The sequence below is a fragment of the Cyanothece sp. BG0011 genome, from assembly GCF_003013815.1.
In the GTDB taxonomy this organism is placed as follows: domain Bacteria; phylum Cyanobacteriota; class Cyanobacteriia; order Cyanobacteriales; family Microcystaceae; genus Crocosphaera.
Genome location: NZ_PRLH01000056.1, coordinates 1 through 14,908, shown reverse-complemented (window position 1 = coordinate 14,908; position 14,908 = coordinate 1). Strand labels below are relative to the sequence as shown.

General features: G+C 38.3%; 15 protein-coding genes. 10 read left to right on the top strand and 5 right to left on the bottom strand.

The window, feature by feature from the left end:
• The first annotated feature begins 283 nt into the window (after positions 1-283).
• From C4E06_RS08405 to C4E06_RS08380, 6 genes are read left to right on the top strand one after another with little or no spacing between them, the layout of a single operon-like run.
• Positions 284-784, top strand: coding sequence for a DUF2231 domain-containing protein (locus C4E06_RS08405; protein WP_107667661.1), 501 nt, complete (start codon positions 284-286; stop codon positions 782-784).
• Positions 781-1,386 carry a DUF2231 domain-containing protein gene (locus tag C4E06_RS08400; protein WP_107667660.1) on the top strand — a complete coding sequence of 202 codons (606 nt, stop codon included), beginning with the start codon at positions 781-783 and terminating at the stop codon, positions 1,384-1,386. Before C4E06_RS08405 ends, C4E06_RS08400 begins: the two co-directional genes overlap by 4 nt.
• 41 nt (positions 1,387-1,427) lie before the next feature.
• The gene (locus C4E06_RS08395; protein WP_107667659.1) at positions 1,428-2,309 is read left to right on the top strand and encodes a cytochrome c oxidase subunit II; all 882 of its coding nucleotides are present in this window, start codon (positions 1,428-1,430) and stop codon (positions 2,307-2,309) included.
• Between the two features lie 43 nt (positions 2,310-2,352).
• Complete coding sequence (locus tag C4E06_RS08390) at positions 2,353-4,041, top strand: cbb3-type cytochrome c oxidase subunit I (RefSeq protein ID WP_107667658.1); 1,689 nt, start codon at positions 2,353-2,355, stop codon at positions 4,039-4,041.
• Positions 4,042-4,060: 19 nt separating this feature from the next.
• Positions 4,061-4,675: a heme-copper oxidase subunit III gene (locus C4E06_RS08385; RefSeq protein ID WP_107667657.1), complete on the top strand. Its 615-nt coding sequence runs from the start codon at positions 4,061-4,063 to the stop codon at positions 4,673-4,675.
• Between the two features lie 53 nt (positions 4,676-4,728).
• On the top strand, positions 4,729-6,240 hold the full coding sequence (locus tag C4E06_RS08380) for a GMC oxidoreductase (RefSeq protein WP_107667656.1): 1,512 nt from the start codon (positions 4,729-4,731) through the stop codon (positions 6,238-6,240).
• Between the two features lie 238 nt (positions 6,241-6,478).
• Here C4E06_RS08380 and C4E06_RS08375 read toward each other — a convergent pair whose 3' ends face one another.
• A complete protein-coding gene (locus tag C4E06_RS08375; protein WP_107667655.1) occupies positions 6,479-7,240 on the bottom strand; it encodes an ISAs1 family transposase in 762 nt (253 codons plus the stop codon).
• Positions 7,241-7,786: 546 nt separating this feature from the next.
• Between C4E06_RS08375 and C4E06_RS27300 the strand changes: the two genes are divergently transcribed.
• Positions 7,787-8,152 (top strand): hypothetical protein, encoded by a 366-nt coding sequence (locus C4E06_RS27300; protein ID WP_198648432.1) that lies wholly within the window; start codon positions 7,787-7,789, stop codon positions 8,150-8,152.
• 404 nt (positions 8,153-8,556) lie between these two features.
• Here C4E06_RS27300 and C4E06_RS08365 read toward each other — a convergent pair whose 3' ends face one another.
• From C4E06_RS08365 to C4E06_RS08355, 3 genes are all read right to left on the bottom strand, one after another.
• Positions 8,557-9,087, bottom strand: coding sequence for a pentapeptide repeat-containing protein (locus C4E06_RS08365; protein ID WP_107667653.1), 531 nt, complete (start codon positions 9,085-9,087; stop codon positions 8,557-8,559).
• A gap of 253 nt (positions 9,088-9,340) precedes the next feature.
• A complete protein-coding gene (locus tag C4E06_RS08360) occupies positions 9,341-9,706 on the bottom strand; it encodes a hypothetical protein (RefSeq protein ID WP_107667652.1) in 366 nt (121 codons plus the stop codon).
• A gap of 531 nt (positions 9,707-10,237) precedes the next feature.
• Positions 10,238-10,558, bottom strand: a complete 321-nt coding sequence (locus C4E06_RS08355; protein WP_009547594.1) for a hypothetical protein — start codon at positions 10,556-10,558, stop codon at positions 10,238-10,240.
• A gap of 274 nt (positions 10,559-10,832) precedes the next feature.
• On the opposite strand from C4E06_RS08355, the gene C4E06_RS08350 reads away from it, so the two are divergent.
• The 3 genes from C4E06_RS08350 to C4E06_RS08340 all read left to right on the top strand — a co-directional run bounded on the left by C4E06_RS08350 (position 10,833) and on the right by C4E06_RS08340 (position 13,539).
• Positions 10,833-11,453 (top strand): VWA domain-containing protein, encoded by a 621-nt coding sequence (locus C4E06_RS08350; protein ID WP_107667651.1) that lies wholly within the window; start codon positions 10,833-10,835, stop codon positions 11,451-11,453.
• Between the two features lie 94 nt (positions 11,454-11,547).
• Positions 11,548-12,015: an SsrA-binding protein SmpB gene (gene smpB / locus C4E06_RS08345; protein WP_107667650.1), complete on the top strand. Its 468-nt coding sequence runs from the start codon at positions 11,548-11,550 to the stop codon at positions 12,013-12,015.
• Positions 12,016-12,384: 369 nt separating this feature from the next.
• Positions 12,385-13,539: an alkaline phosphatase gene (locus tag C4E06_RS08340; RefSeq protein ID WP_198648431.1), complete on the top strand. Its 1,155-nt coding sequence runs from the start codon at positions 12,385-12,387 to the stop codon at positions 13,537-13,539.
• On the opposite strand, the gene C4E06_RS08335 is transcribed toward C4E06_RS08340, so the two are convergent.
• On the bottom strand, positions 13,536-14,810 hold the full coding sequence (locus tag C4E06_RS08335) for an RNA-guided endonuclease TnpB family protein (RefSeq protein ID WP_107666431.1): 1,275 nt from the start codon (positions 14,808-14,810) through the stop codon (positions 13,536-13,538). The genes C4E06_RS08340 and C4E06_RS08335 overlap by 4 nt on opposite strands.
• Positions 14,811-14,908: the final 98 nt, after the last annotated feature.

Here is a 14,908-nt window from a genome sequence, read left to right as displayed (position 1 = left end):
ATTTTATTGTAGATTCTGACAGAATCATTGAGTGTAGTCAAAAGACCTATTGTCAAATATGAGGACATTTTCTTTATAGATATCTTCCTGAACTATGACAAACTGTCAAATTTAAAGTAAGACAAACTGTCTTACTTTTATGTCTTTAAATAAGACAGTTTGTCAATCTAAATTAGTTACTTAATTAGTATTAAAGGATACTGATTTATTAAATATATTTGACTAAATTGAGAGAGTGAAAAGAATCTTCGTTCAGGTTATTGATCGTATCTAGAAATGTAGAATGATTACCTATTTTCTTGTTTTAAACGATCACAATTTACCCTATCCTGATACGATTCATCCTATCGTTGTCCATTTTGTAATTGCAATGGTGGTATTTGCTTTTATTTGCGATATTATCGGCTATTTTAGCCATAATATTCGTTTATATGAAGTAAGTTGGTGGAATATGTTTTTTGCTACCATTGCAATTTTTATTGCCATTGTTTTTGGACAATATGAAGCAGGTTTAGCCCAACCTTATGCTGCTGTTAAACCTGTTTTAAATTTACACACCCTAATAGGATGGTCGCTTTCAGGGGTTATTGCTACTCTTACAGGGTGGCGTTATGTGATTCGGTTACGCAGTCCACATAAATTACCTATTGCCTATTTAGGAATGGGATTAATTTTAGTAATTTTAGTCAGTTTTCAAGTCTATCTTGGTGATGAATTAGTTTGGATCTATGGACTCCATACAGTTCCCATCGTTGAAGCAACTAAGGAGGGAATTTTACAATGAACCCCGACTTAATTAATCAAGTTAAATCTCATCTAGGAGCGAATGGACTTCCCTATACTATTCCTATCCATCCTAACCTAGTTCATTTCACATTAGGGTTGTTTATTATTGCCATTGGTTTTGATTTCGTTGGCGTTTTCTTTCCCTTAGAAAAACCTATGTTCAAACTGTTAGCGATTCGGGCTACTCGGTCTAATTTTTTTGATGTGGGTTGGTACAATATGCTGGCTTCAGCAATTATTACGTTTTTTACAGTGGCAGCAGGGTTCTATGAAATTATGTTAGCTGAACCCATTCCTGGGGTAAAAAGTGCTTGGGGTTTGCAGGGAATGGAAACCATGTTATGGCATGGAGTAGGGGGTGTTTTTCTCTTAGGTTTAATCATTGGTATGACTGTCTGGCGAGGATTTCAACGCTATTTGTGGCGCAATGATGAAGCTATACAAGTGCAGTGGAGTTATTTATTAACAGGGGTTTTTATTCTGTTTTTAATGTTTTTACACGGAACACTAGGCGCCCAATTAGCGGCTGAATTTGGGGTTCATAATACGGCTACGGGTTTATTGAAATTAGGAAAACAGGCAAATTTCTTACTTCAATAACGTTTGATATCGCAATAGCAGAACTACATCTTAGAGGCTACATGGAAAAACGACGGATTTTGTTACTAATGACAATGGCGATCGCCTTAAGTTTGATTAGTCTTTGGATAGGACAATTATCTTATGGTTGGTTGCCACCCCAAGGAACAACAGAAGCCATTTTAATTGATAATTTATTTACCTTTTTGGTAAGTTTGGGGTCATTTATTTTTCTCGGTGTAACGGGAGTTGTCATTTATTTTGTGATGTTTAATCGAGCCGCAAAATATGATTGGAGTGACGGACCTGCTATTGAAGGCAATGTTACCTTAGAAATTATTTGGACAGTAATCCCCATCTTATTAGTTTTTTGGATTGCAGGATATAGCTACCAAATTTATCAGCAAATGGGCATTCAAGGCGGTCATCATCACTCCCATCAATCGATAGATATAGAAACTGTTACAACAGTCGATAAACCTTTTGAAACTATAGAAGTCATTGCCAAACAATGGGCTTGGATTTTTCATTATCCTGAGAGCAATATTACCAGTACAGAATTACATTTGCCCATTGATCAAAGAGTGCATTTGGCACTGCGATCGCAAGATGTTCTCCACGGTTTTTATATTCCTGCCTTTCGGGTCAAACAAGATATGATTCCCCAGGAAACTATTGCCTTAGAATTTACCCCCATTCGTCAAGGAAACTATCAATTAACCGACTCTCAATTTAGTGGAACTTATTTTGCCACCATGACCGCTAATGTGGTGGTGCAATCAAAAGAAGATTATGAAACCTGGTTAAAAAAAGCAGCCAAACAAACCCCTTTTTTAGCCGATAATCAAGCTTTTTCTGAATACAATCAACAATCTCCAAAAATGATTAAAACAGGGTGGCCGTCTATTACACCTGCCCAACCGCCTCTCGTGAATTATCAGTAAAGGTCGTTTGTTCCGAGATCAAGCACTTAGGAGACAACAACTAATGACCACAATTAATAATAATAGTTCCCAGGAAAAAATAGTGATCCAAACTCACATAGAACACCATCATCAAGCATCAGCAAGAGATTGGAAGCGATATTTTAGTTTTAGTACCGATCATAAAGTCATTGGTATTCAATACCTTGTCACTTCCTTCTTTTTCTTCTTAGTAGGAGGTATTTTCGCCATGATTATTCGGGGAGAATTAATCACCCCTGAATCTGATTTAGTAGACCGCACTTTTTACAATGGAATGTTTACCATGCACGGCACAATTATGCTGTTTTTGTGGACATTTCCCTCTTTAGTCGGGTTAGCTAATTATTTAGTTCCCTTGATGATAGGGGCGCGAGATATGGCTTTTCCCCGTCTCAATGCAGCCGCTTTTTGGATGGTTCCTGTAGTGGGTATTTTGGTCATGGCCAGCTTTTTTGTCCCCAGTGGTTCGGCCCAAGCGGGATGGTGGTCTTATCCCCCTGTCAGTCTGCAAAACCCCTCTGGAGACTTAATTAGTGGACAATTTTTGTGGATTTTAGCCGTTGCCATATCGGGTGTATCTTCTATTATGGGGGCGGTTAATTTTGTCACCACTATCGTCAAAATGCGGGCCCCAGGTATGACCTTTTTCCGAATGCCGGCTTTTGTGTGGACAGTCTTCAGCGCACAGATTATTCAATTGTTTGGACTCCCTGCCTTAACTGCCGGGGCCGTGATGTTGTTATTTGATTTAACGGTTGGAACCAGCTTTTTTGACCCTGCAAAGGGAGGTAATGCGGTTTTATTTCAGCACTTTTTCTGGTTTTATTCTCATCCTGCGGTTTATGTGATTATTTTGCCCATCTTTGGCATTTTTTCGGAAATATTTCCTGTTTATTCCCGTAAACCTCTGTTTGGTTACAAAGTTGTGGCAATTTCTTCTTTAATTATTGCGGGAGTGAGTGGGTTAGTTTGGGTGCATCATATGTATGCGAGTGGGACACCAGGATGGATGAGAATGGTGTTTATGTTGTCTACCATGTGTGTTTCCGTTCCCACAGGGATTAAAGTATTTGCTTGGGTTGGGACAATTTGGGGCGGTAAACTGCGTTTGAATACTCCGATGTTGTTTGCGTTGGGGGCATTAATTATGTTTGTCTTTGCGGGTATTACAGGCATTATGTTGTCTGCAGTTCCGATAGATATTCATGTTAATAATACCTATTTTGTGGTGGGTCATTTTCACTATGTTTTGTATGGAACGGTGACGATGGGGATGTATGCAGCCCTTTATCATTGGTTTCCTAAAATGACAGGACGTATGTATTACGAAGGCTTAGGTCAGTTACATTTTTGGTTAGCTTTTATTGGAACCAATCTCAATTTTTTACCGATGCACCCCTTGGGGTTACAAGGAATGTTGCGTCGTGTGTCTTCCTATGACCCTCAATATACCTTTTGGAATGTGATAGCAAGTTTAGGGGGCTTTTTGTTAGGAATGTCTACCTTACCCTTCATTTTAAATATGGTTAGTTCTTGGATACAAGGTCAAGAAGCAGGGGATAATCCTTGGCACGCTATTGGTTTGGAATGGTTAACCACTTCACCTCCAGATGTTGAGAATTTTGAGGAAATTCCTATTGTTATTTCCGAACCCTATAGTTATGGAAAATCTGAACCGTTGACTGCAAATGGTCATGTTAAATCTGAATAATTAGGAGAAAAATTGAATTATGGATAGTTCTTTAAGCTCAGAAAAGTTACACCATTTAGAGCATCATCTTAGTCAAGAATATGAACATGATGAACAAGCTAATAGTCTGTTTGGTTTTATTGTGTTTTTGTTATCAGAAAGTATCATTTTTCTGAGTTTTTTTGCAGGGTATATTATCTATAAAACAACGACCGTTGACTGGTTGCCTACTGGAGTATCAGGATTAGAAATTAAAGAACCTGCCATTAATACAGTAATTTTAGTGTCTAGTAGTTTTGTTATTTATGTTGCTGAGCAATTTTTGGAACGTCATAAATTATGGGGTTTTAGAGTATTTCTTTTAGCAACTATGGCAATGGGAACTTACTTTTTAGTTGGTCAAGGCATTGAATGGCATGGGTTAAAATTTGGCTTTACTTCTGGTGTATTTGGAGGAATGTTTTATTTATTAACAGGGTTTCACGGTTTGCACGTTTTTACAGGAATTCTTTTGCAAGGCATTATGTTAGGTCGTTCCTTTATTCCAGGTAATTATGATACAGGGCATTTTGGGATTATGGCAACTTCCTTATTTTGGCATTTTGTTGATGTTATTTGGATTATCTTATTTGTCCTGCTTTATCTTTGGCAGTAGAGTTCAACGACCGTTGACTCAGTATAAATAATCTCGTACAGGTAGAATTCATTATGATTATTGATGATCAAACTTATGATATTATTATCATTGGAACTGGAGCAGGTGGCGGAACCTTAGCCTATAAATTAGCCTCAACTGGAAAAAAAATATTGATTTTAGAACGGGGTAATTTTATGCCCCTAGAAGACCAAAATAGAAGCAACGTAGATGTTTTTAAAAGAGAATGGTATCATCCATCCGAAAAATGGTACGACAATGCAGGGGAACCCTTTTCTCCTCAAACTAATTATGCTGTGGGTGGCAATACTAAAATCTACGGCGCAGCCCTCTTAAGGATGCGGGAAAAAGACTTTGAAGCCGTCCAACACCAAGACGGGATTTCCCCAGAATGGCCCCTAAAATACCAAGATTTTGAACCCTATTACACCGAAGCTGAACAACTCTACAAAGTTCACGGAAAATCAGGTCAAGATCCGACTGATCCTCTCCGTAGTATGGATTATCCCTATCCTGCGGTCAATCATGAACCCCCGATTCAAGAAATTGTCGATGCGATCGCCACCCTTGGATTACACCCTGCTACTCTACCTTTATCCTTAACCCGTCAAACCGATGATCCCACAGGAGACGCAGAAGTGTTTGGCATTAGTCTAGTGCTAGGGTTTCCTAACGTTACCCTAAAAACCGATGCTAAAGTGGTTTGTTTACACACGAACGCTTCAGGAACTCAAGTAAAATCAGTAGAAACAGAGATAAAGGGACAAAAATATCTGTTTTCTTCTGATGTCGTCGTCTTAGCTTGTGGTGCAATTAATTCCGCTGCGCTACTTTTGCGTTCTGCTAATGAAAAACATCCGAATGGACTTGCCAACAGTTCTGATCAGGTGGGACGCAATCTGATGAAACCCCTGATGACAGCTATGGTACAACTCAGTACCACCCCTAATTCTGGCAAATTTCCGAGAACCGTTTATCTCAATGATTTTTACTGGGGAGAGGGCGAGTTTCCCTATCCCATGGGTCACATCCAAAATACAGGGGGATTACTCCAAGAGCTTATTTTTGCTGAATCTCCGCCTATTTTATCGGTTTTAGCCAAACTCGTCCCCGATATTGCCCTAGAACAGTTAGCCAAGCGTTCTATTGGTTGGTGGGTACAAACTGAAACCTTACCCAATCATCATAATCGAGTCAGACTTAAAGGAGAAAAATTGTACATCGATTATACTCCTAACAACATTGAATCTCATGATCGCTTAGTTCATCGTTGGATCGGCACGTTAAAACAAGTCGAAAAAACCCTGGAACATTCTCTGTTTAAAAGAAGTAGTATTTATCCCCGTAGCGAAATCCCAGTTCAAGTTACGGCTAACCATTGCGGAACCTGTTGTTTTGGAGAAGATCCGACGACTTCTGTACTTGATCTCAATTGTCGCACCCATGATGTTGAGAATTTGTATGTGGTTGATGGCAGCTTTTTTCCCTCAAGTGCGAGTGTTAATCCCACCCTAACCATTATTGCCAACGCTTTACGAGTCGGAAAACATTTAAGAAACTTATAGAACTACAAAATAACGACCCAGGGCAAACGCATCTAAAATGTTAGCAAAAGTGAGTTATAATGTGTTGAAGGTTTCCAATTACCAGGTAATTTGAAAAACACTTCCAAAAACTTTTACCAAAGGAAAAAATCTGGTTTATAAGACAATTTAGGAAAAAAATAGCCATGTGATTGTTGACCTCACACCGAGATCATTGTCATAAGCTATTGGGCTATTTTAATAGTGGCAATCGCTAATATTAAATACCCAAAACTTTAGCCAGATATTTATCATCCCAAGCTGCTTTGAGTCGTTTATTTTTTACCCCTATTTTAGCAGTTTTTTCAGTTGAGAGAAGATTAAGAGATATCTGTCTAACCATAGCTAAATTCTCAGGGGCATTATCTTTATATACAGGACAATCATCTTCTGAAAAAGACACATCCAAAACCCAATGGAGACTATTTTCAATAATATCCGTTTGAGTCCCCATTGCGTCGATGGTAACTAAACATCCATTAAGTTCCAAAACTTTGATGAGATGGGGAATAGCCGTAATTTCATTCGTCCGTTCGTGGACTTTTTGTTGTGCAAGAACCAATCTTTGTTCAGATGCCCAAGCATTTACCAAGTGAATCGCTTTTTTTCCCTCTGCTTTATTGACTGAATGCTTTACTGTTTTTCCATCAATATTGATCACTTCTCCTGGCATCAATTCCGCGACTGAACTAACCCAATCGCGAAAACATTTTTCAAATTCATCTGGGTCAATTCGAGCGAACACCCGTGCAAAAGTGTCGTGAGAGGGGATTCCGCTCTCTAATTCCAAAAACTGCTTCAACCATTCGTATTTTGAGTTTCCGTAAGTTTCCATGGCCACAAAGTTATCAGCCCCACAAATCATGGCACACAGTGCGATAACAATAATATCAATCAGCTTATGGTCTTTAGTTCTATCAACTCTTGGGTCACTCAATTGCTCAAAATGGTCAATAAGCGTTATTTTCGGTTTTAATTTCATTACATCTTACTAACTAATTTTGTATCAAGATACACCACCATCAGAGTTAAATTCATTATAAAGTAAAGTTTTAACTAGATGGGAATCACTACCAAAAAACTAATCATAGGTCAAATATCTCTTCATTTTGCTCACAGTATTTATGACAGATTAAGCTCTGAGTATGGAACTCTAACAGAATTTATTAACAGGTTACAATCTTTCATTATCAACCTGGAGAGTAATAAAACTGAATATAATATTAACCCTTCTCCTGACAAAATTAAGAGCGGTATTTATATTTTGGGCAAAGAGGACTCTAAGCTAGGAATTTTTCCCAATTCTCATTTGGCACTTAAATGTTCGCAAATGAAACCTTTAGCAGAAGACTTGGGAAAACAATTCTACCGAAGTCTTCAACTTACCCAGAAATTTAAAAAGCAACTAAATAATGACCAAAAAGCTCTCCTCCAGATTTGTCCAGTCTATCTCTATGTCCAAATTAGCTCTCCAAGTTCCTTGTTCAAGCAAGTTTTATTTATGCAAAGGGTCAAGGGTGACAGAACTTTGGGAAATACCAAGTTGGGATTTAGTCCTCAATTTTGTGAAGTTTTTAAGATTCCTAGTCTTGAAGAAATCCGGACTTTATCTCAATTTAGCTTGTATCGATATCTAGACAGAGATAAGCAGCGTCAAGTTTTAAAAATTCAAGCTGCCTATTTATTCCAAAGATTGTGGCGCAAAGGCATTAAAATTTTTAGTTTAAATCAGAAAAACATTTTGATTGACCAAGCTCTTAATAGTGGTGAAACCCGATACTTAATCATTGATCCAATTCCTTATTACTTGCTACCAATTTCTCCGATTTACAATAGCTTAACTCTTCCCCTAATTAAATTCGGAAATGAGTCCGCCAAATTTAGGCATAAATAGGGTTCAGTCATGATGATGGTCAAGGGGGTTGCCAAAATTTCTTTTCTGGCCGCGATCGCTAATTAGAATTAAAGGCCTCATATCAAAATATTTAAGATGCGTTCGCCCTGAATAACGACCATTATATTTAGGAATCATCCTAATACCAAATCCGCTTATTTTAGTAGAGTAACGTTTTTTCTCCCTGCTCCCTGCTCCCTGCTCCCTTCTCCCTGCTCCCTTCTCCCTGCTTCGAGACTTGATACTATACTATCTAAAGCAGATCTCGTATAATTTGTATCGATTGAGTGACTAGCATGGTCAAAATTTTTGTATTTCTGGTTTTTCTTTTATTGGGATAAAAAAATCTCCTGTTTTTTACCAAGAGATTTTTAAATCTTTTTTAGATTGAATTTAACTTAAATTTAACCAGCCCAACTCACCCAATTCGCTGATGTTGCTGATAACGGTTCTTCTGATTCACATTTTTCAGTGTTATCTAAAGATATTGCTTGGGTATCAGCTACACTTAAATCAGTGTTAATAATCGTAGCACCGCAAAGCTTCGCTCCGCTTAAATCTGCCCCATCTAAATTGACCTCTTGGAGTTTAGCTTTATTGAGATTAGCGTTATGTAAATTAGCACAACGTAAGTCCGCTTTTGTTAAATCAACCCCAGTTAAATCGGCTCCGGTTAAATCGGCTCCAATGAGGTTAATTTCTGTGAGATTAGCCCCAACTAAATGAGCTTTTGTTAAGTCCACATCGGTTAAATTGGCTTGAGCTAAACAAGCACCACTTAAATCGGTTTCTTTTAAGTTGGCTCCACTTAAGTCTGCACGACTTAAATTAATTCGTTGTAAATTAAGCCCTTCTAAGTTGGCTTGGTGTAAACTAGCTCCTTGAAAATTTCGTTGATTTTTAAGATAGTTAGTAAATAATTGTCTCTCTTTCATGACTGCTTTCTCCGATTCAGCTAATAGGCTTTTTTCCGCTTAATTGTTAGTTATCTATCTATAGCGAGTCTCTTATGGGTGATTAATAATTATCCAAATTGAAGCGAAATGTCAGCATTCAATAATTTTATTGTAAAAAAAATTTATAAATTGATAGCAATAAGTCGCCAGAAATCAATAAGTTTTAACAAAAATTGATATTACTTTATAAGTTCTGGCGGCTATTGAACCGATTTTTATAATGTTTTAATGTTTAAAAATTAATCAAAGGAACTCGATAAGTGGGTCGTTTGACATCCCCTAAATTGTAATCGCGGTCTTCTAAAGTTTCGTTGAGAGCCTCGGTTTTAGCTTCAAGGGAATTTTTATCAGGTTCTAGGGAAGGAATCTCAATATTGCGAGGATATTCTCCCCCTACCGCTAAGCTTTCAGCCCTGGTTCTTGATTCTGTTCCCTCTAAATCTTGTCGGGTTCCTGTATAGGTTTCTAAGGGTTTAGGGTCGGTAATAATCTCAGTTTGCGCGCTAACAGAAGGAATAAAAACGAGGGTAGTTATTCCCAACGTTACAGTGCCGATGGCGATTTGAGAAAACTGTGCTAAAGTATTAAACATATTCATTATTTTCTCTCCAAATATTGGTAGAGGTTTTCAAAGATATTACTTCCGTAGCCCAGTTAAAATAGAGCTAAGGGTAAGAGTGATTCGTTCAGTTTTAAGGAAGAACAAGATGAGCATTTTCCGCTCATTAATGCTTATCTTCAAGAGAATATTAATTCTCCCTTGAGTTGTCCAAAAGGTTAAGCAACAAAAACAAAAGGTTAACTTAGAAAAGACCTAAGCCCTCAATGTTCCTTAATTTTTAGTTGTCCTTACCTTGACTAACTTCATTATGTCGAAGGTTGAGACGGAACTAAATAAAAATAAACAAAAATTTTACGGTTTAGGCTTAATCAGGATCACTGAGTGGAAACGTTTCGTCAGAGAGCATGGGTTAGAACTGTGAGCTTTTGTTAAAAAATGAGTATAATTAGGGTTTTGGATTAAGGAAAATAAAATCCTTAACCCTCATTAGTTAAAACTCATCTTTATCTTATTGCTACTTTAAGATTCACTTAACCCATAAACGCTGAACGTTTCCACAATCATAAATTAGCCGGCTGCTTCGGCAGGTTGTTGGTTGGCCTTGATTTTTCTACGAGAAGAAGAACGAGTGCTTTCTGTTGCTTCGAGGGGAGTGAACTCAATATGATTGAGTAAAGTGGTAACGAAAGCAAACAGTAAGAAGGGTAAAGACAAGACTAAAACCAGTCCCACCACAGCGAGGGCGTAAATTTGACGAGTGCTACTCCATAATCCTAGAACACTGGCTAAGGTTAAGAAAATAACAATTAACCACACAATAATTTGACCGTAAATATCACCGAAGGTTAGGGTGCAAACCATACGGTATTTTTGAGATTCTTTGTCCATTATAAAAATTTCCACAATTTAGCTGCTTCTGATGTTCTACGTTAATAACAATCATGGCTAAAAGGACAAGATTTAAAGATTTTTATAAAGTGTCGCAATATGACTTTACAATTGAAGGATTTTATGTCAGCGATCGCTAACTTCAAATCCTTCCAGGGTCGTTTCAATTATGATGAAAATCAGGATATTTGTGGGTAATTCTCAAAGGTCATAATAGGCTAGAAAGCAGAGTCATTCAGATGATGTAAGATTTATTAGGAGGTTGTTTTAAGATATGTCAGGAGACTCACGTATCGAAAATCGGGATTACACCCTGATGATCGACAAAAGCAGCAGTATGGCTACTTCTGATGGTCCTGAGGGCAAAACCCGTTGGCAAATTGCCCAGGAGTCAACCTTAGCCTTAGCGAAAAAGTGCGAAGAAATTGATCCTGATGGGATTACAGTCTATCTATTTTCTGGTCGTTTTAGACGGTACGATAACGTCACATCGGATAAGGTGACCAAAGTGTACGAAGAAAACGAACCCATGGGACAAACGGACTTAGCTGCCGTTTTAGAAGATGGTCTAAACAACTATTTTGAACGCAAAGCAGCCGGGACAACACAAGCCAATGGAGAAACCTTTATTGTTATTACGGATGGAGAACCCACCGATCGCAAGGCCGTGATCAGTTTGATAATGGATGCGTCTCAGAAAGTTGATCGAGAAGATGAGTTAGGTATTTCCTTTATTCAAGTGGGAACGGATAAAAGCGCAACTCGTTTTTATAAGGCATTAGATGACGATCTTCAATCGGCTGGGGCGAAATTTGATATCGTTGATACGGTCACCGTGGATGATATGAAAGGGATGTCTTTGACCGATGTCTTGTTAAATGCTCTCATCGATTAACCTACATGGGTTTTGAGCCTCTATCCCCTAGGGGCTTAAACCTGTTTTATTTGATATTGCTAAAAGTTTAAAAAAATGTTAGCCTAGAAAGGCTATGGGAAATGAAAAAAAAGCTATCAAAATTATTAGTGATAATCGTAAAGCTCGCTTTCTCTATGAAATTCTAGAGACCTATGAGGCGGGAATTGAACTGGTGGGAACAGAAGTTAAGTCTATTCGTGCCGGACGGGTTAACTTGGCTGATGGCTATGCCTTCATCAAAAATGGCGAAGCTTGGTTAACCAATGTTCATATTTCTCCCTACCAAGGCAGTAGTCAATATTTCAATCACGATCCGAAGCGTACCCGTAAATTGCTACTGCATCGAAAAGAGATTAGTCAATTGATTGGGAAAATAGAGCAAAAAGGGTTAACGTTAGTGCCACTTAAACTCTATTTTAAAGGAAGTTGGGTAAAAGTGAGCCTTGGCTTAGGACGAGGTAAAAAACTCCATGACAAACGAGAAACCGTTAAACGTCGTCAAGATCAAAGGGAAATGTCACGGGCAATGAAGCGTTACTAATCTTGCCACTTAATAACTTAATAAAATTGATAGGGGCATAATATATTATGCCCCTATCAATTTTTGTCTTTTACTGACATCTTGCACGCCTTACAAGATAACTTAATAGCTGAAAAGAAGACAGTCAATCCTGAAGCAGTTAGCCTGAAAATAAAATACTATTGCCTCTTGCCTACCCCCCTGCCCCTACACCCCCCTGCCCCCTACCCCCCCTGCCCCCCTTATAAAGGGGGGTGTGGGGGGTGTGGGGGGTGTTATCGAAGGTGCAAGATATGAGTTTTACGCTTGTCGCAATTCGCTGTATTTTGTATGCAATGATGATTCCGTAAACTGCTATATTTTGTCTAAACAAAAAAGTTTAATCCAACCATGAAAAGAAGAGACTTTTTAATCACAACCCTTTTAAGTTCGGGTTTAATTATTAGGGATCAATTAAACACTCAAGCTGCTGCTATCCCAGACTTTTCGAACTCTCCTTTCACCCTCGGAGTCGCTTCGGGAGATCCTCTAAGCGATCGCGTGATAATTTGGACAAGATTAGCACCTGATCCCCTAAAAGGGGGCGGAATGCCTAATAAAAGGGTTCCTGTTCAATGGAAAGTCGCTAAAGACCCGAAAATGACCGAAATCGTCCGTCAAGGGACGGTTATGGCTACCCCAGCATTAGGTCATTCTGTTCATGTGGATGTGACTCAACTCGACGCAAATCAAGTGTACTGGTATCAGTTTCAAGTGGGGGACTATCAAAGTGCGATCGCTAGAACAAAAACCCTACCTAACCCCAATACTTCCGTTGACAAGGTAAGTTTTGCTTTTGCTTCGTGTCAAGACTGGCAAAATGGTTATTATGTTGCTCATAAACATCTAGCTAGAGAAGACCTTGATTTTGTGGTGTTTTTAGGAGACTATATTTATGAGCGATCGGGTCATAAAAAGCCTGTTCGTCAACATCAAGGAAAGGATTGTTTAACCCTAGAAGATTATCGTAACCGTTACGCTCAATATAAGCGTGATCCTAACTTACAAGCTGCTCATCATCGCTTTCCTTGGATCATGACTTGGGATGATCACGAAGTTGACAATAATTACGCTAACCTAAATCCAGAAGATAATCAAAGTTTAGAGGCGTTTCAAGCTAGACGCAAAGCAGCTTATCAAGCTTATTATGAACATACTCCTATCCGTGTTGCTTTCCAACCAGGGGAAGACATCACCCTATATCGAAGCTTTGATCTAGGAAACTTAGGAAAGTTAATGGTATTGGATACGAGACAATATCGGAGTGATCAACCCTGTGGAGATGGGGCAAAACCTCGTTGTCAAGAAGTTAAAAGTGAAACAATAAACTTATTGGGAACCCAACAAGAACAATGGTTACAGTCCCAATTATCGAATAGTTCAGCCTCTTGGAATATTATTGCACAACAAATTATGATGGCTCAATACGATGTTGATCCTCGTCCTAACCAGGGGATCTTTAATATGGATCAATGGGATGGTTATTTGACATACTCCACTCGTTAAGCTCCTACGTCGCTATAACGAGGGATTCTTAAACTCGCGCTTAAGATTTCCTGCTTCACAGATTGGTAACTAGGCAAAGCCCCCGTCCCATCATCTCCACAGGCATTTTCAGATACGCTATGCCCTAGCGCATATTCTTCTACACCACGATTTCTGATAACTTGCGCTGCTGCCACGTCTCGGTGGGTTTTATACCCACATTCAGGACAATTATGCTCTCTAACATCAAGGGTTTTCTTACCAGTATGAAACCCACAATTAGGGCAAATTTGAGATGTAAAATTCTTGTCAACTTCATTAACAAAAACATCTCTTTTCCATGCTACCCATTTAAGAATGGTTATGAATTGTCTAAAACCAGCATCAAGACAATGTTTAGATAACATTCCTTTAGCCCATGACCTAAAATCAATATCTTCAATAAATATTGATTGTGATTGGTCACAAAGACGATGAGCTAACTTGAAATGCCAGTCTTTACGAGTATCAGAAATTCGTTGATGTAATCTAGCTATCTTTTTGTTTAACTTGTGTCTATTATTAGAGCCTTTTTTCTTATTTCTTAATCTACGCTGTAGCAATTTCAGCTTACGATGTAGTCGATTTAAGAATCGAGGTCTATCCACAAGTTCACCATCGGAAGTAGCCAAGAATTTATCTAAACCTAAGTCAATACCTAAAGGATGTCCATGAAAAGAAACGTCAGGAATATTAACATCTAACTGTAAAGAAAGCATCATGAAGTAACCATTAGCTCTCCTTACAATGCGAGCTTGTTTTAACTCAAACCCATCAGGTATTTCTCTAGACTTTCTAAACTTTACCCATCCTAGGTGTGGTAATTTAATTTCGTTACCTTTAATACAATCTTTTAGCATTTGAGGATATACATAAGACCGCATTCTATCCCTATTTTTAAAGCGCGGAAAGCCTAACTTTTTGGACTGCATATCGGCAAAAGCTCTATCTAAAGTCCTCAAGACTTGTTGTAAAACTTGAGCGTTTACTGATTTGAGTATGTCATTAGTTTTCTTGGCCTTTGTTAATGCTTTAGCTTGATTGTGATAATTAGGGTAAGGTACGTCAGGAGAAATAATATATTCCTGAATTAATGAGCAAGAATTAACAGGGGATTTTCTAGAACTTAGCCAGTCCTTACGATCTCTTAAAGCATAATTCCAGACGGAGCGACAAACATTTAAAGTATGTTCAATTACCTCAATTTGTTGCTTATTTGGGATTAGCTTAAATTCGTAAGTTAATGTAAGCATTAGTTCGACCACTATTAATACTTTCCCTAGTTTAAATTAATCTACACACAATGTCAACTCGTGTAAGTTGTCTCCCGCTGGTCGGTTTATTTGTTGGC